The 20,744-nt window shown below is 69.9% G+C and carries 23 protein-coding genes; 13 read left to right on the top strand and 10 right to left on the bottom strand.

The window, feature by feature from the left end:
- Positions 1-6: 6 nt before the first annotated feature.
- The 4 genes from IEY17_RS18615 to dut all read right to left on the bottom strand — a co-directional run bounded on the left by IEY17_RS18615 (position 7) and on the right by dut (position 2,510).
- On the bottom strand, positions 7-723 hold the full coding sequence (locus tag IEY17_RS18615) for a DUF3159 domain-containing protein (protein ID WP_188989503.1): 717 nt from the start codon (positions 721-723) through the stop codon (positions 7-9).
- The gene (locus tag IEY17_RS18620) at positions 720-1,097 is read right to left on the bottom strand and encodes an OB-fold nucleic acid binding domain-containing protein (RefSeq protein WP_188989505.1); all 378 of its coding nucleotides are present in this window, start codon (positions 1,095-1,097) and stop codon (positions 720-722) included. The genes IEY17_RS18615 and IEY17_RS18620 overlap by 4 nt, the downstream gene beginning before the upstream one ends.
- A 269-nt stretch (positions 1,098-1,366) precedes the next feature.
- Entirely contained in the window at positions 1,367-2,017 is a 651-nt protein-coding gene (locus tag IEY17_RS18625; RefSeq protein ID WP_188989507.1) for a DUF3710 domain-containing protein, read from the bottom strand.
- Between the two features lie 4 nt (positions 2,018-2,021).
- On the bottom strand, positions 2,022-2,510 hold the full coding sequence (gene dut, locus IEY17_RS18630) for a dUTP diphosphatase (protein ID WP_188989509.1): 489 nt from the start codon (positions 2,508-2,510) through the stop codon (positions 2,022-2,024).
- Positions 2,511-2,534: 24 nt separating this feature from the next.
- Here dut and IEY17_RS18635 point away from each other — a divergent pair, with 24 nt between their 5' ends.
- Positions 2,535-3,041 (top strand): DUF3093 domain-containing protein, encoded by a 507-nt coding sequence (locus IEY17_RS18635; protein WP_188989511.1) that lies wholly within the window; start codon positions 2,535-2,537, stop codon positions 3,039-3,041.
- 91 nt (positions 3,042-3,132) lie between these two features.
- Here IEY17_RS18635 and IEY17_RS18640 read toward each other — a convergent pair whose 3' ends face one another.
- Positions 3,133-3,432, bottom strand: a complete 300-nt coding sequence (locus tag IEY17_RS18640; RefSeq protein ID WP_188989512.1) for a DUF4193 domain-containing protein — start codon at positions 3,430-3,432, stop codon at positions 3,133-3,135.
- A gap of 481 nt (positions 3,433-3,913) precedes the next feature.
- On the opposite strand from IEY17_RS18640, the gene cei reads away from it, so the two are divergent.
- Entirely contained in the window at positions 3,914-4,609 is a 696-nt protein-coding gene (gene cei / locus IEY17_RS18645; RefSeq protein WP_229680290.1) for an envelope integrity protein Cei, read from the top strand.
- Positions 4,610-4,651: 42 nt separating this feature from the next.
- Here the strand turns inward: cei and IEY17_RS18650 are convergent, their stop codons facing one another.
- Entirely contained in the window at positions 4,652-5,482 is an 831-nt protein-coding gene (locus IEY17_RS18650) for an inositol monophosphatase family protein (protein WP_188989514.1), read from the bottom strand.
- A 63-nt stretch (positions 5,483-5,545) separates the two neighbouring features.
- On the opposite strand from IEY17_RS18650, the gene ppgK reads away from it, so the two are divergent.
- From ppgK to IEY17_RS18665, 3 genes are all read left to right on the top strand, one after another.
- Complete coding sequence (gene ppgK, locus IEY17_RS18655) at positions 5,546-6,307, top strand: polyphosphate--glucose phosphotransferase (protein ID WP_188989516.1); 762 nt, start codon at positions 5,546-5,548, stop codon at positions 6,305-6,307.
- Positions 6,308-6,538: 231 nt separating this feature from the next.
- Complete coding sequence (locus IEY17_RS18660; RefSeq protein ID WP_229680292.1) at positions 6,539-7,936, top strand: RNA polymerase sigma factor; 1,398 nt, start codon at positions 6,539-6,541, stop codon at positions 7,934-7,936.
- A gap of 522 nt (positions 7,937-8,458) precedes the next feature.
- Complete coding sequence (locus tag IEY17_RS18665) at positions 8,459-8,644, top strand: DUF7455 domain-containing protein (RefSeq protein WP_188989520.1); 186 nt, start codon at positions 8,459-8,461, stop codon at positions 8,642-8,644.
- Between the two features lie 100 nt (positions 8,645-8,744).
- Here IEY17_RS18665 and IEY17_RS18670 read toward each other — a convergent pair whose 3' ends face one another.
- On the bottom strand, positions 8,745-10,511 hold the full coding sequence (locus IEY17_RS18670) for a DEAD/DEAH box helicase (RefSeq protein WP_188989523.1): 1,767 nt from the start codon (positions 10,509-10,511) through the stop codon (positions 8,745-8,747).
- A 298-nt stretch (positions 10,512-10,809) separates the two neighbouring features.
- Between IEY17_RS18670 and IEY17_RS18675 the strand changes: the two genes are divergently transcribed.
- On the top strand, positions 10,810-11,853 hold the full coding sequence (locus IEY17_RS18675; RefSeq protein ID WP_229680293.1) for a YihY/virulence factor BrkB family protein: 1,044 nt from the start codon (positions 10,810-10,812) through the stop codon (positions 11,851-11,853).
- Positions 11,854-11,880: 27 nt separating this feature from the next.
- Here the strand turns inward: IEY17_RS18675 and IEY17_RS18680 are convergent, their stop codons facing one another.
- Positions 11,881-12,126 (bottom strand): DUF3039 domain-containing protein, encoded by a 246-nt coding sequence (locus tag IEY17_RS18680; protein WP_188989527.1) that lies wholly within the window; start codon positions 12,124-12,126, stop codon positions 11,881-11,883.
- A gap of 69 nt (positions 12,127-12,195) precedes the next feature.
- On the bottom strand, positions 12,196-12,543 hold the full coding sequence (locus IEY17_RS18685) for a DUF3099 domain-containing protein (RefSeq protein WP_188989529.1): 348 nt from the start codon (positions 12,541-12,543) through the stop codon (positions 12,196-12,198).
- A 157-nt stretch (positions 12,544-12,700) separates the two neighbouring features.
- Here IEY17_RS18685 and IEY17_RS18690 point away from each other — a divergent pair, with 157 nt between their 5' ends.
- The 6 genes from IEY17_RS18690 to IEY17_RS18715 all read left to right on the top strand — a co-directional run bounded on the left by IEY17_RS18690 (position 12,701) and on the right by IEY17_RS18715 (position 17,830).
- Positions 12,701-13,375, top strand: a complete 675-nt coding sequence (locus IEY17_RS18690; protein WP_188989531.1) for a lysophospholipid acyltransferase family protein — start codon at positions 12,701-12,703, stop codon at positions 13,373-13,375.
- A gap of 548 nt (positions 13,376-13,923) precedes the next feature.
- Complete coding sequence (locus tag IEY17_RS18695; protein WP_188989533.1) at positions 13,924-14,241, top strand: helix-turn-helix domain-containing protein; 318 nt, start codon at positions 13,924-13,926, stop codon at positions 14,239-14,241.
- 21 nt (positions 14,242-14,262) lie between these two features.
- On the top strand, positions 14,263-14,490 hold the full coding sequence (locus IEY17_RS18700; protein ID WP_188989535.1) for a hypothetical protein: 228 nt from the start codon (positions 14,263-14,265) through the stop codon (positions 14,488-14,490).
- A 132-nt stretch (positions 14,491-14,622) separates the two neighbouring features.
- On the top strand, positions 14,623-16,137 hold the full coding sequence (locus IEY17_RS18705; RefSeq protein ID WP_188989537.1) for a N5-glutamine methyltransferase family protein: 1,515 nt from the start codon (positions 14,623-14,625) through the stop codon (positions 16,135-16,137).
- On the top strand, positions 16,134-16,559 hold the full coding sequence (gene dtd / locus IEY17_RS18710; protein ID WP_188989539.1) for a D-aminoacyl-tRNA deacylase: 426 nt from the start codon (positions 16,134-16,136) through the stop codon (positions 16,557-16,559). The genes IEY17_RS18705 and dtd overlap by 4 nt, the downstream gene beginning before the upstream one ends.
- A 299-nt stretch (positions 16,560-16,858) precedes the next feature.
- Positions 16,859-17,830, top strand: coding sequence for a sigma-70 family RNA polymerase sigma factor (locus IEY17_RS18715; RefSeq protein ID WP_188989541.1), 972 nt, complete (start codon positions 16,859-16,861; stop codon positions 17,828-17,830).
- Between the two features lie 197 nt (positions 17,831-18,027).
- On the opposite strand, the gene IEY17_RS18720 is transcribed toward IEY17_RS18715, so the two are convergent.
- Entirely contained in the window at positions 18,028-18,780 is a 753-nt protein-coding gene (locus tag IEY17_RS18720; protein ID WP_229680294.1) for a tyrosine-protein phosphatase, read from the bottom strand.
- Between the two features lie 125 nt (positions 18,781-18,905).
- On the opposite strand from IEY17_RS18720, the gene IEY17_RS18725 reads away from it, so the two are divergent.
- The gene (locus tag IEY17_RS18725; protein ID WP_229680295.1) at positions 18,906-20,600 is read left to right on the top strand and encodes a fumarate hydratase; all 1,695 of its coding nucleotides are present in this window, start codon (positions 18,906-18,908) and stop codon (positions 20,598-20,600) included.
- Positions 20,601-20,744: the final 144 nt, after the last annotated feature.

The following is a 20,744-nucleotide window of genomic DNA, read 5'->3' on the forward strand; positions in this document are numbered from 1 at the left end:
GGCGGCTCAACCCAGCGACGGGTTGGCGTGCACGGCCGCCTTCTCCTGCTCCGCGACCTTCGAGGCGCGGCGGATGGCCCAGACCGTGACGATGAGCGCCAGGCCGGTCAGCGGGTAGCCCATCGCGATCCGGGCGAACGCCAGCCAGCCGGTCTGGTCGGAGGCGTACAGCCACTGCTGCACCACGTACTTCGCCGCGAACACCACCGTCCAGGCCAGCGTGGCCACGTCATAGCCGTGCATCGCGCGGCGCTGCTTGCGCCAGGCGAAGCCGTGGCCGTTCAGCAGCGACCAGGCCACGCCCACCAGCGGCCAGCGCGCCAGCACCGACACCAGGAACACGCCGCCGTAGAGCAGGCTGGTCCAGATGCCGAGCAGGAAGAAGCCCTTGGCGTCGCCGGACCGGTAGGCGATGAACGAGCAGACCGCGACGCCCAGCACGCCGGAGATGGCGGGCTGCAGCGGTTCCCGGCGGACCAGCCGGAAGACCGCGATCGCCACCGCGACCCCGATCGCCGACCAGATCGCGGGCATCAGCCCGGTGAGGGAGTTGACCAGCACGAAGACCACGATCGGCACCGCGGAGTAGGCCAGGCCGCTGACGCCGCCCATCTGCTCGAGGAGGGTCTTCTCCGGGTTGGCCGCCCGTTGCTCGGCGGAGGGCTGCTGGTCGGCGTTGTCCGGGACTGAGGACCCGGCGGCCGATGCGTCACGTTCGCTCATGCGGTGTTCTGCAACTCGTAGTAGGGGTTGTACAGCACCTTGCGTCCGTCCCGGACCGCAATCCGGCCGCGGGCCTTGATGACACGGCCGGGTTCGATGCCGGCGATCTTGCGACGCCCGAGCCAGACCAGCGTCACATCCTCGGTGCCGTCGTAGAGCTCGGCCTCCAGCGTCGGCGCCGACGCCTTGGGGCACAGACCCACGCTGCGCACCCGGCCGAGCACCACTGCTTCCTGCCCGCACTGGCACTCGCTGGCGCGCTGCGCGCCGCCCGCCTGCGACCGCTCCGACAGATCGTCGGCGTCCAGCTCGGCGACATCGCTGGTCAGGCGGCGTACGAGACGACGCCAGTAGCCGCCTTCCGTCTTGCTCATCTAGCGCTCCTGTGCGCCCCTCGGGGCTCGACTCCGCAGCCCGTGCACCCCCAGCGTAACCGCCGTGAACGGCGTAGTCGCGGGACCGGCGGCATTGCGCCGCAGACCCGCCCGATCGGATCACCCCTTGATCGACGAGCCGTTCCGGCCCTGCGTCGCGGGCGGCGGCGGGCGCCGGCCGCCTGGCAGTCGATGGCGTTCCCGGACCCAAGCCGCGGGAGAGGTCACGGCGCGACCTCTCCCGCCGGACAAATCGGCCGCCAGGGGCGTCAGCCCGCCTGGCCGTTGTTGCCGTTGTGCTGCGCCTGCTGCGCCTGTTGGATGTGGCGCAGGATCGCCTCCGGCAGCTGGATCGGCAGCGGGGTGCGGACCGGCAGCGGTTCGGGGCCGCGGACCACGACGGTTTCGGCCAGCACCGCATACAGCAGCTTCGCGCACTCCTTGGCGTACTCCACCGGGCCCGCCGCAACCCCGCGCACCAGCCAGCGCGGCCCGTCCACGCCGACGAACCGCAGTGCCGCCTTCGGCGAGTCGGCCACCAGCTCGGTCCCCCAGTCGCCTTCCTCGGTGTGCACCCGCGCGCCGTCCTTGCGCAGCTGCTCGGCCAGCTCCTCGCTGACCTCGTCCCACAGCCCGGTGCTGCGCGGCGCGGCGAAGGCGCTCACGGTGAGCCGCCCGACCTGCGTGACCAGGTGCACTGCCCGCACCGGCCCGGCCGGGTCGACCTCGACCTGCAACTGCCCGCCCTCGGGCACGGGAAGCCGTACCGACCCCAGATCGAGCCGCTCCACCCCGTCATCGGGGGCCTCGCTCTCGTCGTAGGGCCCGAATTCCGGGAGGTCCTGGTCGTCGACCGCTTCGGTGGTCAGCTCGTCCTCATCGCTGCCCGCTCTGGCCCGCTTGCGGCCCCATCCGAACATCCCCTCAGACCTCCGTCCCGTGACCGGTCTCGGCCGAGACCGCCAGCATCTCGTGCCCGCCGGTGGACCCGTAGCCACCGGTGCCCCGCTGCGACTCCGGCAGCTCGGCGACCTCGTGGAACACCGCGTGCTCGACCTTCTGCACGACGAGCTGGGCGATCCGGTCGCCGCGCCGCAGCGACAGCGGTTGGGTCCGATCATGGTTGATCAGGCAGACCTTGATCTCACCCCGGTACCCCGAATCGACCGTGCCCGGCGCGTTGACCACGCCCAGCCCAGCCCGGGCGGCCAGGCCCGAGCGCGGGTGCACGAAACCCGCGTAGCCCTCCGGCAGCGCCACCGCGATCCCGGTGCCCACCACGGCGCGTTCACCCGGTTGCAGCACCAGGTCGCGGGTGGTCACCAGGTCGGCGCCCGCGTCGCCGGGGCGGGCGTACTCAGGCAGCGGCACATCGGGGTCAAGTCGGGTCAGCAGGACCTTCACGTTCGACACGGGCGGCGAGACTACCCTGAACCCGTGTCGGAAAGCGCAGAAGCGGCGAGCACCGTTGGGGACACCCCCGGTCAGGCGAACTCGGAGGGGCGTCCGGTGTACCGGGAGCGGCTGTACGCGTCCTGGTGGACGTGGCCGTTGCCGACCATCGGCGCCGCGATCATGGCCGCCCAGGTGCACATGGGCTACCCAGGAGTGCGCGCGTGGCTGCCCTACGTGGTGCTGATCCCACTGGCCATCGCGATCCCGCTGTGGCTCGGCCGGCTCAGGGTGGAGGTCACCGGCGGGGAGCTGTGGGTCGGCGACGCGCACGTGCCGCTGCGGTTCATCGACGACGTCGAGGTCATCCGGCCAGCGGAGCAGCGCCGCGCACTCGGCCCGGAGCTGGACCCCGCGGCATTCCTGGTGCACCGGTCGTGGATTCGCACGTCGGTGCGGATCTGGTTGGACGATCCGGACGACCCCACGCCGTACTGGGTGGTCAGCACCCGCCACCCGGACAAGCTCAAGGCCGTGCTGACCGAGCGGTGAGCGGCCGTCCGCCCGGAGAGACAAACTGGGCACACGCCGTCGCGTGTGCCCAGCCACTTCCCGGTCACGTCGTCGTCGCCAGCCGCCCGGATCAGGCGGCGCAGTCGCGGCAGACCAGCTGGCCGTTGTGGTTCTCGGCCAGCCGGCTGCGGTGGTGGACGAGGAAGCAGCTCGAGCAGGTGAACTCGTCAGCCTGCTTCGGGAGCACCTTGACGGTCATCTCCTCGCCGGACAGGTCTGCGCCCGGCAGTTCGAAGTTCTCCGCGATCGCCCCTTCGTCCTCGTCGACGACGCCGGATTGCGCATCGTTGCGTCGCGCCTTCAGCTCCTCCAGCGAGTCTTCCGCCAAGTCGTCGGACTCGCGGCGCGGAGCGTCGTAGTCGGTCGCCATCGTGATTCACCCCTGCGTATGTGGAGACTGCAATGGTGTGCCGCTGGTAAACGTTCCAGGACCCGGATTTGTGCCCGCAGGCGCCGTGATCGTCGTCTCGCCCTGCAACGCGTTCAGTTCCCCCGTGAATGAGCGACTTGCCTCATCCGGCACTCCGTGAGGCGCGGAGAGGGTAGCTCATACCGACTTCGAAGCTGCATCAGGTCACCCGTACGTGTGGTGTTCGCTGCACCGGCGGCGTCCCGCGGGCATGGTTCCGGCACTCCACCGAACGCCTTACCTGGTTGCCCGGTAAAGCACTCCCTGATGCGACGCGCGAGGAAAATCGCTGTTCATCATCGATAAAGGAGCGCGTCGGGATCGCCTGGGACGCGCAGCAGGCGTCCAGCGGCGCACCGCGCTCGATCTACGCCTAGGCTGATCTAGTGAAGACGGGCACACGCGGGTCGAAGAACCCAGAGAGGGGCGGGACGTGTCAGCCGTGAGTGCGAGGTCGGGTCGGCGCGGACCCCGGTACCGGCGGCGCCGCCCCATGCCCGCCCTGGTGGTTCTGGTGGGGCTCGTGCTGCTGTCGGGTCTGCTGTGGACGCGGATCTTCGACAGCGTCGAGGACATCGAGACGGCGACGCGCTGCAACCCGCCCGGCGTCCCGACCGCGCGGCCGGACGCCGACGGCCGGACCGAGCAGGTGTCGCTGGGCGAGATGCTGCCGCGCAACGCGCTGGACTCGACGAACCCGATCCCACCGCAGGACGTCCGGGTGCGGGTGCTCAACGGCAACGGGGAGAGCCGGCAGGCCACGCTCGTCAGCGACGAGCTCGCCAGCCTGGGCTTCGCCAAGGGCGGCGCGGACAACGATCCGGTCTACGTCAACTACGACCTGAACTGCCACGGCCAGATCCGGTTCGGCGGTGCCGGGGCCAGCGCGGCCCGCACGCTGAGCCTCATCGCGCCGTGCGCCCAGCTGGTGCGTGACGATCGCCCGGACGCCGTGGTCGACCTGGCGCTGGGGTCGGACTTCGACGACATCAAGACCACCCAGGAGGCCAAGCAGGTGCTCCAGGAGCTGGCGAACTGGGTGCCCCTGCGCGACCAGCAGGACGGCGCCCACCAGGAGGTCACACCGCCGCGGATCAGTCACGACCTGCTCGCCAAGGCACGCGACGTGCACTGCTGACGGGGCCGGCGGCCGAGGGGGCGCCCCTCGACCGCCGGGGCGTCACACCGATCCGGCGTCAGCGCGCAGCAGCGCCTCGGTCAGCTCCTTGGCGATGCCGGGCGCGGCGCAGACCAGCATCTCGTCCCCCAGCCCGTCGGCCGAGCCCGGCGCGGGCAGCCGCAGCTCGGCCCCGGCCTCGGCGGCGATGAGCGCCCCCGCGGCCCAGTCCCAGCGGTTCAGCCCGACCTCGAAGACGCCGTCCAGCCAGCCCGCGGCGACGGCGCACAGGTCCAGCGACGCCACCCCGGCACGCCGGATGTCGCGCACCTGGCTCATCAGCCTGCTGACGACGGCTGCCTGCGCCGAGCGCCGCTGCACCGAGTACGAGAAGCCGGTGCCGATCAGCGCCAGGTCGAGCCGGCCCGCCGCGGACACCCGCAACCGGCGGCCGTCCAGGTAGGCCCCGTGTCCGGCGGCGGCGCTCCACACTCGGCCCGACGCCGGCTCCACCACGGCCCCGGCCACCGAGCGGCCGTCGACCTGCGCGGCCAGCGACACCGAGTACCACGGAAAGCCGTACAGGTAGTTGACGGTGCCGTCGATGGGGTCGACGACCCAGCGCAACCCGTCCAGGGCTCCCTCGCCGCCCTCCTCCTCGCCCAGTACCGACTCACCGGGGCGCAGCTCGGCCAGCCGCTCGCGCACCAGCCGCTCCACCGCTCGGTCACCTGCCGTGACCACGTCCGTTTCGGTACTCTTCGTGTCCACGGAACCATCCGCGACAGCCTTGTCACGCACGGTGCGGGCCAGTTCGGCGGCTTCGCGCGCGATCCGCACCGCGACCTCGCACAGGGCCCTCGCGTCTACCTCATTTGCCAATCCCACGCACACATCGCAACACAACCCGGTTAAGGTCTGCACACCTTGGTCTGAATCGAATAGGAAGGATCAGCCATGGGCACTGCCCGCGGTTTCGGCGTGGACATCGGCGGGTCGGGCATCAAGGGGTGTCTGGTGGACGTCGAGGCTGGTGTGCTCGCCGAGGAGCGCATGCGGATCCCCACCCCCCAGCCCTCGACGCCGGACGCGGTGGCCGACGCGGTCGCCGAGATCGTCGAGAAGTTCTCCTGGACCGGCCCGGTCGGGATCACCCTGCCCTGCGTGATCAAGGACGGCACGGCCCTCACCGCGGCCAACGTCGACAAGGGCTGGATCGGTACCGATGCCCAGGCCCTGTTCGCCGAGCGGCTGGGTCGCGCCCGCGAGGACGTGGTGGTGCTCAACGACGCCGACGCGGCCGGGATCGCCGAGATGCGCAGCGGCGCGGGCGCCGGGCACCGCGGGCTGGTCGTCGTGCTGACCTTCGGAACCGGCATCGGCAGCGCCATGTTCATCGACGGCAAGCTGGTGCCCAACACCGAGTTCGGCCACATCGAGGTCGACGGCCACGACGCCGAGACGCAGGCGGCGGCGTCGGTGAAGGACAACCTCGAGCTGAGCTACTCGGAGTGGGCGCCCCGGGTCAGCAACTACATCCAGGCGCTGGAGCGGTTCCTCTGGCCGGACCTGATCATCGCCGGCGGCGGGGTCAGCAAGAAGGGCCACAAGTGGATTCCGCTGCTGGACACGCGCACCCCGGTGGTGGCCGCGGCGCTGCGCAACGACGCCGGCATCGTCGGGGCCGCGACCGCCGCCACGACCAGGCAGAACGCCTGACACGGCAACCGCACAGCACATCGCGGGACGCGCGGACTCCGCCTTGCGGCGGAACCGCACTCCCGCGTCGCGGTTACAATGGAACACGGCCCACCTGGTTGGAAGTCCCCGCCGGGGAAGCGCACCGTACGCGTCCCCGCCGGAGACGCAGGGTGGGTTGTCCCCGACCTTTGGCGGCCGAGGTTTCGCGCCCTCCGGCCAGCCCTGATCGACCGTCGCGAAAGGGCGTACGTGGCAGCCGCAGAAACCGCAACCCGACGCTCCAGCTCCGCTGCAACCGCACGCGGTGCCCAGTCCCAGTCGGGCCAGAACAAGGCCACCCCAGCTTCGGAGGCGGCTGCTTCGTCTGACGTCGAGCAGACGAAGCCCACCGCCGCGCGCAAGAGCACCTCGAAGAGCTCCACGGGTGCGAAGTCGACGGCCCGGAAGACCACCGCGAAGTCCGGTGGGTCCAAGAAGGGCGCCAAAGCCACGGCGAAGAGGTCGACGAAGTCGGCTCCCGCCAAGGGCAGCGGCGAGGGCATGGAGATCGACGAACCGATCGAGGCCGACCTGACGTCACCGGACGTGGGCGACCTCGCCGACGTGGATGTGGACATCCCGGATGACCCGGTTCCGGACGACGACGCCAAGGAGTCCGGCGAGTTCGTCTGGGACGAGGAGGAGTCCGAGGCGCTCCGGCAGGCCCGCAAGGACGCCGAGCTGACCGCCTCGGCCGACTCCGTGCGCGCCTACCTGAAGCAGATCGGCAAGGTCGCACTGCTCAACGCCGAGGAGGAGGTGGAGCTCGCCAAGCGCATCGAGGCCGGGCTCTACGGCGCGGAGCGGCTGCGGCAGATCGAGGAGTCCGGCGAGGAGGTCCCCACGCAGTTGCGGCGCGACCTGCGCTGGATCGTGCGGGACGGCGAACGCGCCAAGAACCACCTGCTGGAGGCCAACCTCCGTCTGGTGGTCAGCCTCGCCAAGCGCTACACCGGCCGCGGCATGGCGTTCCTGGACCTCATCCAGGAGGGCAACCTCGGCCTGATCCGCGCGGTGGAGAAGTTCGACTACACCAAGGGCTACAAGTTCTCCACCTACGCCACCTGGTGGATCCGCCAGGCCATCACCCGCGCCATGGCCGACCAGGCCCGCACCATCCGCATCCCGGTGCACATGGTCGAGGTGATCAACAAGCTCGGCCGCATCCAGCGTGAGCTGCTGCAGGACCTCGGTCGCGAGCCCACGCCGGAGGAGCTCGCCAAGGAAATGGACATCACCCCGGAGAAGGTGCTGGAGATCCAGCAGTACGCCCGGGAACCCATCTCCCTGGACCAGACCATCGGCGACGAGGGCGACAGCCAGCTCGGCGACTTCATCGAGGACTCCGAGGCGGTCGTCGCGGTGGACGCGGTGTCGTTCACGCTGCTGCAGGACCAGCTCCAGTCGGTGTTGGCGACGCTGTCCGAGCGCGAGGCGGGCGTGGTCCGGCTGCGGTTCGGGCTCACCGACGGCCAGCCGCGCACGCTGGACGAGATCGGCCAGGTCTACGGCGTGACCCGGGAGCGGATCCGCCAGATCGAGTCCAAGACGATGTCGAAGCTGCGCCACCCGTCGCGGTCCCAGGTGCTGCGCGACTACCTGGACTGACTGAAACGCAAGGCGATGCCGTCGGCCCGCGCCCTCGGGTCGGCGGCATTGCCGTGCGCGGGCTGCGGGTCGTTCCGCTCGATTCCGCTGCGCGCTGGACTGCGCACGCGTGGTGACGTCGACATCGGCGTGGGATGCCGGAAAACCCGTCCGTCTGGTGGGAATTCTTGTTCGCCCGCAGCGGAAATGGCGCTGCCGCACGGACTCGCGTTTTGTGATCTGAACCACCGCATTTCCGGCACCTGATCGTCCGCGGGATCACCCGAGCAGCCGAGCGAGGACCTGTTTTCCCTTGTCACAACGGGTTTCGCCGTGTTGATCACGCTCCGCGCACATTGCTGCTGCAACCGGGTACTTCATGGTGACGACCGTCGCGACCCGGCGCGGGAACACTGACTATGCCCCGAGCGTCTGCAAGAGTGGAGCCAACGAGCACCGACCCAGCAGCCAGCGGGCCACCGGTGGTCGTAGCCGGATCGAGGGCGTCGGAGAATTCCGGCGCCGGGACGGAGGGAGATCACGATGCCGGGAACGCTCACCCGCCCCGAGCTGACCGCCGCCGACCGCTGCGACCGCTGCGGGGCCGCTGCCAAGCTTCGCGCCGTACTGCCGTCCGGTGGCGAGCTACTGTTCTGCGGGCACCACGCCCGGGCCTACGAGGCCGGACTGCGCGAGGTGCACGCCGACCTGCAGCAGGACGAGGAGTAAGCGCCCGCCAGACACACCGGGCCCCGCAGAACTCGCTTCTGCGGGGCCCCTTTCTTTGTCCGGCGAAGCCCGTGCACGGCGCTCAGCGGCGCCGACGCGGTCACCAGGAGCGGATGGTGGCGATGCGCTCCTCCAGCTGTTCGACCGTGGCCATCGCCGTCGGCGGTCCGCCGCAGACACGCTGCAGCTCGTTGTAGATCTTGCCGTGCGGCTTGCGGGTCCGGTGGTGGTGCAGGGAGACCAGGGTGTTCAGCTCCTTGCGGAGCTTCTGCAGCCGCTCCTGCACGGTCTGCGGCCGGGCCCGCTGCTGGGCCTGCTCGGCGGCCTTGGCGGCCTTCGCTTCGGCCTCCCGCTTGGCGACGTCCACCAGCTGCTGCTCCTGCCGCTGCCGCAGCAGGGCCCGCACCTGGTCGGGCTCCAGCAGCCCCGGCAGCCCCAGGTACTCCTGCTCCTCCTCGGTGGTGCTGAAGGCGGCCGTGCCGAACGACGAGCCGTCGTAGATGACCTGGTCCAGCTCGGCTTCCGCGCCGAGGGAGGTGAACGCCTTCTCCTCCTCACCGGGCTCGTCGCGCCTGCGGTTGGCCTCGGCCAGCAGTTCGTCGTCCCAGCCGTCCTTCTCCCGGTGCGGCTTGCCCAGCACGTGGTCGCGCTGCGCCTCCAGCTGGCTGGCCAGCTCCAGCAGCACGGGCACGCTGGGCAGGAAGATGCTGGCCGTCTCGCCCGGCCGCCGGGACCGCACGAACCGGCCCACCGCCTGCGCGAAGAACAGCGGTGTCGAGGCGCTGGTGGCGTAAACGCCGACCGCCAGCCGCGGCACGTCCACGCCCTCGCTGACCATCCGGACCGCGACCATCCAGCGGTCGTCGGACTCGGCGAACTCGGCGATCCGGCCGGACGCCTGCGGATCGTCGGAGAGCACCACGGTCGGCTCGGTGCCGGTGATGCTCTGCAGGGTCTTGGCGTACGCCTTGGCGGTCACGTGGTCGGTGGCGATGACCAGCCCGCCGGCGTCCGGCATCCCACCGCTGCGCAGCTGCGTCAGCCGCGTGTCGGCGGCCTGCAGCACGGCCGGGATCCAGTCCCCCGACGGGTCGAGGGCGGTGCGCCAGGCCCGGGCCGTCTGCTCGGCGGTCAGCGGCTCGCCGAGGCGGGCGCTGTACTCGTCCCCGGCGCTGGTGCGCCAGCGGGCCTCGCCCGAGTAGGCGAGGAACAGCACCGGACGCACCACGCCGTCGGCGAGGGCGTCGGAGTAACCGTAGGAGTGGTCCGGGCGGCTGCGCAGCGCGCCGTCGGCGTCGGGTTCGTAGTTGATGAACGGAATGGGCGAGTCGTCGCTGCGGAACGGCGTACCGGTCAGCGCCAGCCGCCGCACCGCCGGGGTGAACGCCTCGCGGATCGCGTCCCCCCAGGACTTCGTGTCACCCGCGTGGTGCACCTCGTCGAGGATCACCAGCGTCTTGCGTCGCTCGGTGCGCACCCGGTGCAGCGCCGGGTGCGCGGCCACCTGCGCGTAGGTCACCACGACGCCGCGGTAGTCGCTGGAGGTGATGCCGTCGCTGTTGCGGAAGTTCGAGTCCAGCGGGATGCCCGCGCCACCGGCGGCCAGTGCCCACTGGTGCTTGAGGTGCTCGGTCGGCGCGACCACCGTCACCGCCTCGACGGTGCGGTCGGCCAGTAGTTCGGCCGCCACCCGCAGGCCGAAGGTGGTCTTGCCCGCGCCGGGCGTCGCGACCGCCAGGAAGTCCTGCGGCTTCGTCGACAGGTACTTGGTGAGGGCTCGCCGCTGCCAGGCGCGCAGTGGTCGGGAAGGGGCCTGTGAGGGGTCGCTGAGCACGGAAACGGACTGGTCGAGTTGCGCTTCGGACACGCCGGCTCGCCGCTCCTTCCTCTGTCTCCCCTACCGGACGATGAGGGCGCCCCATTGCACAGCCCTGTGACTGCCCGCGCGCACATGTCGATCGACTCGGCTGCGGGCCGCCGTGCAGCTTACCTCCGCGCCGCAATCAATCCGGGTTCGGCCGGAGCAGAGCCGACCGACACTCCGGTTTTCCCGGGCCGACGCTCACCGGAGCAGCCGATGCAGCATCCTTATGGGTGTCATGGGTTCGCCGAGTCCGCCAGAACGCCGGGGGCACAGTGCAACCGCCGCACCACGGGACGCACCGGTGCGACGAGGACCACTGCGCCTGATCCTGCGCACGCTGGACAAGGCATGGTGGGACAACATTTTTTCGGAGTCGGCCGCGGCCGCGTTCTGGCAGACGCTGTCCATGCCGCCGCTGCTGCTCGGGCTGCTGGGCAGCGTGGGCTTCCTCGGCGACTGGTTCGGTCCCGAGGTCGTCGACGCGGTGCACGACAAGATCCTGGCGTTCTCGCGGACCGTGTTCACCGCCAACGTGGTGGACCAGATCATCGGGCCGACCGTGGCCGACATCCTCACCAGGGGGCGCAGCGAGATCGTCTCGCTCGGTTTCCTGCTGTCGCTGTGGGCGGGCTCGTCGGCGCTGGCGTCGCTGGTGGACTCGATCACCCTGGCCTACAACCAGTACCTGGTGCGCAACAGCGTGTGGCAGCGGATCTTCGCACTGCTGCTGTACCTGGTGTGTCTGGTGCTCGCGGTGGTCGGGCTGCCGATCATCGCAATCGGCCCGGACTGGCTGGTTTCGTTCTTCCCGCGGGACTACCAGGACGACATCGCCTGGCTGATCCAGGCGTTCTACTACCCGGCGGCGGCGATCGGGCTGGTGCTGGCGCTGGCCACGCTGTACAAGGTGTCGCTGCCGCGGAAGCTGCCATGGCACCGTGGCCTACCCGGGGCGCTGCTGGCGATGGTGATCTTCCTGTGCGCCAGCATCGGCCTGCGCGTCTACCTGACGTGGGTGACCAGCACCGGCTACACCTACGGCGCGCTGGCCACGCCGATCTGGTTCCTGCTGTTTGCGTTCTTCATCGGGCTGGCGATCATCATGGGGGCGCAGTTCAACAACGCCATCCAGGAGATGTACCCGGCCAAGATGACCCGCCGGGAGCGGCGCCGGTGGCGACGGCTGGAGATGAAGCGCCTGGCCCAGCGGATGCACACCGAGGAGGGCTACCGGGCGTGGCGCAACGGCCAGGTCCAGGACACGCCGAAGGAGGCCCCCCGTGCACCGAACGGCACGCCGCTACCGGAGCGGGTGGACGAACAAGCCGAACAGCGCGGAAGCTGAGCTCCCGCGCTGGTGCGTCGCCGGTCGTCAGTCCTGGCCGGGCGGCAGGGAGTCGAAGATCTCCTTGCACTCCGGGCACACCGGGGAGCCGGGCTTCGGCGCCCTGGTGACGGGGAACACCTCACCGCACAGGGCCACCACGTACGTTCCCATGACCGCGCTCTCGGCGACCTTGTCCTTCTGCACGTAGTGGAACAGCTCCGGACGGTTGTCACTGGTCTGGTCAGTGGTCTCGTTCCGGGTGTCGGTCTCCGGCAGCGTCATCGTGCTCATGCCCCCATGATGCCGCACCACTCATGCGCACGTCCGCAACCGTCGACGTGCCAACCGCGGGCCTCGGATTCAGGCACCCTCGATGACCTGGTGGTTGCGGGCTTCCAGGGCCCGGTGCGACCGGCGGAACCAGTGCACCTTCTCGCGCTTGCGGGCGGGGCGGTCGTTCGCGATGAGCACGGCCATCCAGGGCAGCGGGATGGAGATCGCCAGAATGACCAGTGACAACCACCACAACTGCCACACCTGGAACACCACCGCCGCAGCCACCAGGCACGGGACCCGGCTGGCCATCATGATCGCGTACCTGCGGCGACGCATCGCCTGCTGATCGTCCAATGACGGCTGGGCCTCGGTGATCAGAACCGGGGTGTCGTCACGATGTGAGCTGTCCACGACGCTACCTCCACCTGCCATGCTCCCACCCGGACGGCGTCGGCGACACCCTGGGCCCGGGTCGCCGCACCCGGGGCGACCCGGTCGACGCGAAGGAACCACAGGGGTGACCGCCGGGACGCACGCGCGAAACGCGGCCGGGTTAGATTCGTCCGGGATCGACGGTTCGGGAGGGTGAATGCTGTACCAGGTGAGCAAACGGGTCGTGGGGGCGCTGGCTCGGACCGTCTACCGGCCGACCGTGGTCGGGGCCGAGAAGGTGCCGGCGACCGGTCCGGTGATCCTGGCCCCGAACCACCTCGCGGTGCTCGACAGCTTCATCGTCCCGCTGGTACTGCCGCGGCCGGTGGCCTTCCTCGCCAAGGCCGAGTACTTCCAGGGCACCGGGGCCAAGGGCGCGTTCACCAGGTGGCTGTTCGGCTCGCTCGGTGCGATCCCGGTGGAGCGCGGGCGCGGGCGCGCCGCGAAGGAGGCGCTGGACAGCGCCGAGAAGGTGCTGCGCGAAGGCGGCGCCTTCGGCATCCACCCCGAGGGCACCCGCTCCCCCGACGGCCGGTTGTACCGGGGCCGCACCGGCGTCGCGCGGCTGGCGCTGAGCACCGGTGCGCCCGTGGTGCCGGTGGGCCTGATCGGCACCGACAAGCTGCAGCCGCGTGGTACGAAGATCCCCCGACTGCACCCGGTGACGGTGCGCTTCGGCGATCCCCTGGACTTTTCCCGCTACGCGGGGATGGAAAGTTCGCTGCCGGTGCTGCGGTCGATCACCGACGAGATCATGTACGCCATCGCCGAGCTGTCCAACCAGGAGTACGTCGACCGCTACCAGAGCCCCGGCGCCGCCGCCGCGGCCTGAGACCATCCGCTTCCCGGTGAAGGGCGCGGTCGTGTGGCGGTGCTCTCGTGTTCAGCTCCTCTCTTGGAAGCGGCCGGGCTGGCGTGTCGGGGGGCACACCAGCCCGGCCGCACGACTCGATGCCGGGTATTGCGGCAAGAGGGGCTCCGGCATCGAGCCGGGTCTGCATCACCGTCCGGGGATACCGCACACAGCAGATGAATTTGTCTGTCCTGGACCACTGGAACCCGATGAATCCTGCTTTCCCAGAGCAGTCGGCAATCTGGGTGAGGCTCCACCAGGCTGCCATCAGGCCACCGATGCTGAAGTTCAGGCATTCCGTGCCTTGAGAGTCTCGTTACATTCGAGACAGTTGGATACGTGATCCACTCTGTCTCGCTGCGTCGGACAGTTTCACTGGTTTTCCGCAGACCGAGGTGTGGTCCGGCAAGCCGTCCCATCTGCGCCCGTCAAACGCGTGTCGAATTCCTGTGCTCTCGTACGGGATCCGGTTGGCCGCCAGTAGTGCCGCTGTCTCGTTTCTGTTTCCATAAGTCTACGCTGGCGATATGCGGCTACAGGATGACGCGACGGTTGGTGAACGCATCGCGTACTACCGCCGAAGGCGGGGCTATAGCCAAGCAGTCCTGTCGGGGCTGCTTGGCAAGAGCGAGGAATGGCTGTCTCAGATCGAGCGCGGGTCGAGAGACCTCGATCGGCTCTCCACGATCATCGAAGTCGCTGACGCTCTGCGGATCGAGCCGCAGCGCCTCCTGCCAGGGCCGTTCCAGCAGCATCAAGCGGGACCTGCGAACTCTTTCGGACTTCGTAGGCGTTGCCGGATGACCTCTGACCTGCCAGGGAAACAACCCGCAACGTGTCTTTAGGACGAAGCGATTGAAGCCGAGGTGGCCGAAAACGCCGCCGCCTTAGACGTGTCGCTCCACCTGCGCATCAGCCGGTTCCTCGACGCCGATTTGCGGCGTCAGGCAGCCGCCGAGCACATTCCCACCTCCGCACTCGTTCGACGGCTTCTCACTCAGGCGGTGCACAGGAATGACTCCAGGAGCATCACGCCGGCTGAGGTCGAAGAAATCGCCCGCCGCGTGGCTCGCGAGGAACTACAACGCAGCTGAGCCCCGCACCGAGAATGACGTCTACGTTGAGCACCGCGCCGTGGACAGGGCGGAGGGTTCCGTGCGCTGCCGTGCGCCCTGAGGTGCGGTCCGCGGGCGCTGCTCGAACAGCGGTCTGTGAGGATCGGAGGTGTGATTCCAGATCTGTCCCATGACCGCATCGACCGACTTCGCGAGGCGTTCGAGGCCGCCGGGTACGACGCCGACGGCGTCGTCGACCTGCTCGGCCCCGCGGCGCATGGCGCGCTCGGGCGCGGCGAGCCCGTCCCGGCGCTGCGCGCGACCGCCGACGCGGGCGCCCTCGGCACTCTCGTCCGGCTGTTCCTGCTGGGTCTGACCGAGCCGCGCAGCGCCGTCGAAGCCGCGCTGGCTCCCCTGCCGCTGGCCGAGGCACTCGACGCCGGGCTGGTCGTGCCCGATGGTGACCAGCTGCGCGCCGGGCTCGACGTGCGTCCGCACGGTGTGGGGGACCAGTCGTGGTGGGTGGTCTCCGACCTGGACTCGGAGTTGCGCGGCGGGCGCCCGGTCGCCACCGACCACGTGCTCGGCGTCGGCCACGCCTCGCTGAGCCTCGTCCGGGCAACCTCGCGGCGCCCGGTGGGTTCGGTGCTCGACCTGGGCACCGGATGCGGTGTGCAGGCCCTGCACGCAAGCACCCACGCGCAACGCATCACCGCGACCGACGTCTCCAAGCGCGCGCTGGCCCTGGCCGAGGCGACGTTCCGGCTCAACCGCGTGGACGTGGAGCTGGCCGAGGGCGAGTGGTTCGATCCGGTGCGGGGCCGCCGGTTCGACCTGGTGGTGTGCAACCCGCCGTTCGTGGTCGGCCCGCCCCGCACCGACTTCGTGTACCGCGACTCCGGCCTGGCCGGGGACGACGCCAGCGCGCTCGTCGTGCGCCAGCTGCCCGCGTTCCTCAATGATGGCGGCACCGGCCAGCTGCTGGCCTCCTGGGTGCACCGTGACGGCGAGGACTGGCAGGACCGGGTCAGCGGGTGGTTGCCGCCGGGCGTGGGCGTCGACGCCTGGTTCGTGCAGCGCGACGTGGCCGACCCCGAGCTCTACGTGGGTACCTGGCTGCGCGACGCCGGCTACGACCCGCGGTCCGAGATCGGAATGCGCAAGGCCACCGAGTGGTTGGACTGGTTCGAGGCCAACGACGTGATCGGTATCGGCTTCGGGTTCGTCACGTTGCGCCGCACCGACGCCCGTGGCGAAGTGGTCTGCGAGGACCTGCGGCACGCCTACGATGACCCGCTGGGACCGGAGTCCGACCAGTGGCTGCGCCGGGTGGACTGGCTGCGCGCGCACGGCTCCGCCGAGGCGCTGCTGCGCGCCCGCCTTGTGACGGCCGACAGCACGGTACTGGAGGAGGTCTCCGCCCCCGGGGACGAGGGCTGGAGCCCGGTGGTGCACCGGCTGCACCGCACCGACGGGCCCGGCTGGCAGCACGAGGTCGACGAGCTCGGCGTCCGCCTACTCGCCGGGTTCCGGGGCGCGCTGCCGCTGGGCGAACTCCTGGAACTGCTCGCCGTGGGGTACGGGGAAAACGTCGAGGAGTTGTCCGCGGCCGCCATCCCGGTGGTGCGCGAACTGATCCGGCACGGAATGGTCGTTCCGGCGGAATGGACCGGTGAGGCCCGATGAGAGCAATCGTCACCAGGGTCACTCGGGCCTCAGTAACTGTCGACGGCGTCGTGGTCGGCAAGATCGAAGAGCCCGGCCTGTTGGTGCTGTTGGGTGTGACGCATTCCGACGGTCCGGCCGAAGTCGCCAAAATGGCCCGGAAACTTCACGAGATCCGGGCGCTTCGCGACGAGGAGTCCTGCGCCACCACGGGGGCTCCGCTGCTGGTGGTCAGTCAGTTCACGCTCTACGGCTCGACCCGCAAGGGCCGCCGCCCGTCGTTTACCGAGGCGGCCCGCCCCGAGCAGGCGGAACCGCTGGTCGACGCGGTGGTGGACGCGCTGCGTGAGCGCGGCGCGCGGGTGGCCACCGGGGTCTTCGGCGCGATGATGGCGGTGGAGAGCGTCAACGACGGACCATTCACACTTTTGGTGGAGGTTTGAATGTAACGGGTGCTCTCAGCGAATTCTCAGGCTTGGCGGCGCAACAGGTGTGACGGCCGCGACGTCTCCCATCGAGAAACCCGGGAACGAATTCGGCGCGCCGGTCGTTTTCCGGGTAACGAAGCTTCGACAGGCATGCCGACAGCGGCCGTGACCCCCGAGTCGCGGCGGTGGCGACATCGCCCAAGGAGTCGGCGACGTGCCGCTCGTACCACCGAGCGTACGCGTCCTGCACACCACGCAACGGCGCGCAGTGTGAATTCGCGCCCGCCAAGCCAGCCCGCCAGGGAGGGAGCTCAATGACCGTCCCGCAGACCACCAAGCCAGACGCCCCCATCGCCGAGGAGCTCGACACCCAGGGCCCATCGGCGGACCTGGTTCGCGTCTATCTCAACGGCATCGGGCGCACCGCGCTGCTCACCGCTCAGGAGGAGGTCGACCTCGCCAAACGCATCGAGGCCGGGGTCTTCGCCAAGCACCTGCTGGAGACCAGCGAGGACCTCTCCCCGGAGCGGCGCGCGGACCTCAACGCCGTGGTCCGGGACGGCCGCGAGGCCAAAAACCACCTGATGGAGGCCAACCTTCGCCTGGTGGTCAGCCTCGCCAAGCGCTACACCGGCCGCGGCATGCCGCTGCTGGACCTCATCCAGGAGGGCAACCTCGGCCTGATCCGCGCGGTGGAGAAGTTCGACTACACCAAGGGCTTCAAGTTCTCCACTTACGCCACCTGGTGGATCCGCCAGGCCATCACCCGCGGCATGGCCGACCAGAGCCGGACCATCCGCCTGCCCGTCCACCTCGTCGAGCAGGTCAACAAGCTGGCCCGGATCAAGCGTGACCTGCACCAGAAGCTGGGCCGGGAGGCCACCGACGAGGAGCTGTCCGAGGAGGCCGGCATCCCGGTGGAGAAGATCCTCGACCTGATGGACCACTCCCGCGACCCGGTCAGCCTGGACATGCCGGTCGGCGCCGAGGAGGACGCCCCGCTCGGCGACTTCATCGAGGACGCCGAATCCGCCGACGCCGAGAACGCGGTGATCTCCGGGTTCCTGCAGGACGACCTGCGCCGGGTGCTGGCCACCCTCGAGGAGCGGGAGCAGGCGGTGATCCGCATGCGCTACGGCCTCGACGACGGCCAGCCGCGCACGCTGGACCAGATCGGTAAGGCGTTCGGCCTGTCCCGCGAGCGGGTTCGGCAGATCGAGCGCGAGGTCATGTCCAAGCTCCGGCACGGCGATCGCGCCGACCGCCTGCGCGCCTACGCGAGCTGAGCGGGCGGCTGCGCGGGTCGATGGTTTTCCACCCGGTTGGCTCGTTGACCCTGCGCGCTGCTGGAGTCAGCCTTTCTGGTCCCGGGGTTGGTGCTTCGCGGTGTTCGCACCGCGTTCTCCGGGAGGCCGGGGTCGTCGTCCGGACGGGTCCGGCCTCTCGACCCAGCTCGGTGTTCCAGCCGACCCGGTAGATCCCATCAGGGTTCTTCGGTGAACCTCCGGCGCCAGCGGGTCAGCTCGTCCTCCGTCACGCCATGGGCCCGCAGCCAGCCCGCCGCTCCGCCCTCGTGGGCCTCGAAGGTGCTCAGGACGCTTTCGATCGCTTCCGTGGGCGTGGACATGAGCCCCTCCACCATGTCCTCGTCCACGCCCGGCGGGAGAGCCGGGGCCACTTCCAGGCGCTGCAGCACCCGGTACATGTTGCGGTCCGTGCGAACGTAGTCCGCCACGATCGCGTCCCGGCACACCCCGACCGCACCCAGCAGCAGCGCCGACGTCACCCCGGTGCGGTCCTTGCCGGCCGCGCAGTGGATGAGCACCGGCCCGTCCGCGTCCAGCACCAGCCGGAACACCTCGACCAGCTTCTTCGGTGCGCCCTGCAGGATCGACTGGTAGAGCTGGGTCAGCTCGTGCGCGTCCTCGTCGACGTCCAGGTCGGCCTGGTCGATGTCCTCCAGCAGCGGCACCCGCTGCACCTCCGTGACCGTCGCCAGGGGATGCTCCTGGTCACCGACCTCCGCCGTGTCACGCAGGTCCACCACGAGCCTCGGTGGCCACTGCGGCACGCCGTCCGGGGACCGGTCGCCAGCACGCGGCGCATCGCTGCGGTATACCACGCCCGCCCTGGTCCACGCGCCGTCTCCGGTGGGCTGGCCGCCCAGGTCGCGAAGGTTGGCCAGGCGGCCCAGCGCCTTGCTGCGATCTGCCATCGCCACGGTGACCTCCGTCACTCGGCTCCTCGGGTGTCGGTTCGCCAGCCTCGCAGGTGCGGCTCCGCTCGGCCAGCACCTGCCCGGATCGGTGCTCGTCACATCTGGCCCACCCCCATGAACGTGCTGATCCACCACGCGGTTTCATGGGGCATCGCGTACCCGAACGCGCGCAAAGGAGCCGCGACGTGACCACCACGTTCGATTTCACCGAGGTGCTCCCCCTCGGCCCCGACAACACCGACTACCGCCTGGTGACCACCGAAGGAATCCGGGTCATCGAGGCAGCCGGGCGGAGATTCCTCGAAGTCGAGCCGACCACGCTGACCGCACTGGCCACCGAGGCGATCAAGGACATTCAGCACCTGCTGCGGCCGTCCCACCTGGCGCAGCTGCGCGCGATCATCGACGACCCGGAGGCCAGCCCGAACGACCGGTTCGTGGCCACCGATCTGTTGCGCAACGCGTGCGTGTCCGCCGGCGGTGTGCTGCCGATGTGCCAGGACACCGGCACCGCGATCATCATCGGCAAGCGCACCGAAACGGTGCTCACCGGAGGCCGCGACGAGGAGGCGCTGGCGCGTGGTGTGTTCGACGCATACCAGGAACTCAACCTGCGGTACTCGCAGATGGCGCCGCTGACCTTCTGGGACGAGCGCAACACCGGCACCAACCTCCCGGCGCAGATCGAGCTCTACAACAAGGCCGGCACCGATCCGCACTACGAGTTCCTGTTCCTGGCCAAGGGCGGCGGCAGCGCCAACAAGACCTTCCTGTACCAGGAGACCAAGGCGCTGCTGAACCCGACGCGGCTCGCGCGGTTCCTGGAGGAGAAGCTGCGGTCGCTGGGCACCGCGGCCTGCCCGCCCTACCACCTGGCGATCGTGGTCGGTGGCATGTCCGCCGAGTTCAACCTCAAGGTCGCCAAGCTGGCCTCCGCCCGCTACCTCGACGAGCTGCCGCGCGCGGGCTCACCGTCCGGGCACGCGCTGCGTGATGTCGAGATGGAGCAGCAGGTGCTGGCGATGACCCGCCAGTTCGGCATCGGCGCGCAGTTCGGCGGCAAGTACTTCTGCCACGACGTGCGGGTGATCCGGCTGCCACGGCACGGCGCGTCGCTCCCGGTCGGGGTCGCGGTGTCCTGCTCCGCCGACCGGCAGGCCAAGGCCAAGATCACCCCGGAGGGCGTGTTCCTGGAGCAGCTGGAGCGCGACCCGGCCCGCTACCTGCCGGACGTGGTCGACGAGCAGCTCTCCGACGAGGTCGTCAAGATCGACCTGAACCAGCCGATGGACGAGATCCGCGCCGAGCTGTCCAAGCTGCCGGTCAAGACCCGGGTGTCGCTGACCGGCCCGCTGGTGGTGGCGCGCGACATCGCGCACGCCAAGATCGCCGAGCGGCTCGACGCCGGCGAACCGATGCCCGACTACCTGCGCAACCACCCGGTGTACTACGCGGGGCCGGCCAAGACCCCGGAGGGCTACGCCTCCGGATCCTTCGGCCCCACCACCGCCGGCCGCATGGACGCCTACGTCGAGCAGTTCCAGGCCGCAGGCGGCTCGCTGGTCATGCTGGCCAAGGGCAACCGCTCCGCCAAGGTGACCGAGTCGTGCCGCACCCACGGCGGGTTCTACCTCGGTTCCATCGGCGGGCCCGCCGCCCGGCTGGCCCAGGACTGCATCCGCAAGGTCGAGGTGCTGGAGTACCCCGAGCTGGGCATGGAGGCCGTCTGGCGCATCGAGGTCGAGGACTTCCCGGCCTTCGTCGTCGTCGACGACAAGGGCAACGACTTCTTCGCCGACGCCACCAAACCCACGCTGCAGATCACGTTCGCCCGGTGACATGCCTGAACTCCCGCAGGAGCCCCACCTCCTGCGGGAGCACGGCGTGGTGACGCATCCGCGGACCCGTCGGGTCCGCGCGACGCGATTGTCGGCGGTATCGACAACAGCTCGTGGTTACCGGGTTTCCTCAGCGATCAGCAG

Origin of the sequence: Saccharopolyspora thermophila (assembly GCF_014646075.1) — a bacterium.
GTDB classification, from domain to species: Bacteria; Actinomycetota; Actinomycetes; order Mycobacteriales; family Pseudonocardiaceae; genus Saccharopolyspora; species Saccharopolyspora thermophila.

What these genes read in the sequence shown, in the direction of transcription:
- dtd (WP_188989539.1), top strand. Translation starts at nt 16,134, where the DNA reads ATGAGAGCAATCGTCACCAGGGTCACTCGGGCCTCAGTAACTGTCGAC.
- IEY17_RS18695 (WP_188989533.1), top strand. Translation starts at nt 13,924, where the DNA reads ATGCGGCTACAGGATGACGCGACGGTTGGTGAACGCATCGCGTACTAC.
- ppgK (WP_188989516.1), top strand. Translation starts at nt 5,546, where the DNA reads ATGGGCACTGCCCGCGGTTTCGGCGTGGACATCGGCGGGTCGGGCATC.
- IEY17_RS18715 (WP_188989541.1), top strand. Translation starts at nt 16,859, where the DNA reads ATGACCGTCCCGCAGACCACCAAGCCAGACGCCCCCATCGCCGAGGAG.
- IEY17_RS18620 (WP_188989505.1), bottom strand. Translation starts at nt 1,097, where the DNA reads ATGAGCAAGACGGAAGGCGGCTACTGGCGTCGTCTCGTACGCCGCCTG.
- IEY17_RS18690 (WP_188989531.1), top strand. Translation starts at nt 12,701, where the DNA reads ATGCTGTACCAGGTGAGCAAACGGGTCGTGGGGGCGCTGGCTCGGACC.
- IEY17_RS18615 (WP_188989503.1), bottom strand. Translation starts at nt 723, where the DNA reads ATGAGCGAACGTGACGCATCGGCCGCCGGGTCCTCAGTCCCGGACAAC.
- IEY17_RS18680 (WP_188989527.1), bottom strand. Translation starts at nt 12,126, where the DNA reads ATGAGCACGATGACGCTGCCGGAGACCGACACCCGGAACGAGACCACT.
- IEY17_RS18665 (WP_188989520.1), top strand. Translation starts at nt 8,459, where the DNA reads ATGCCGGGAACGCTCACCCGCCCCGAGCTGACCGCCGCCGACCGCTGC.
- IEY17_RS18725 (WP_229680295.1), top strand. Translation starts at nt 18,906, where the DNA reads ATGGGGCATCGCGTACCCGAACGCGCGCAAAGGAGCCGCGACGTGACC.
- IEY17_RS18625 (WP_188989507.1), bottom strand. Translation starts at nt 2,017, where the DNA reads ATGTTCGGATGGGGCCGCAAGCGGGCCAGAGCGGGCAGCGATGAGGAC.
- IEY17_RS18685 (WP_188989529.1), bottom strand. Translation starts at nt 12,543, where the DNA reads ATGGCAGGTGGAGGTAGCGTCGTGGACAGCTCACATCGTGACGACACC.
- IEY17_RS18640 (WP_188989512.1), bottom strand. Translation starts at nt 3,432, where the DNA reads ATGGCGACCGACTACGACGCTCCGCGCCGCGAGTCCGACGACTTGGCG.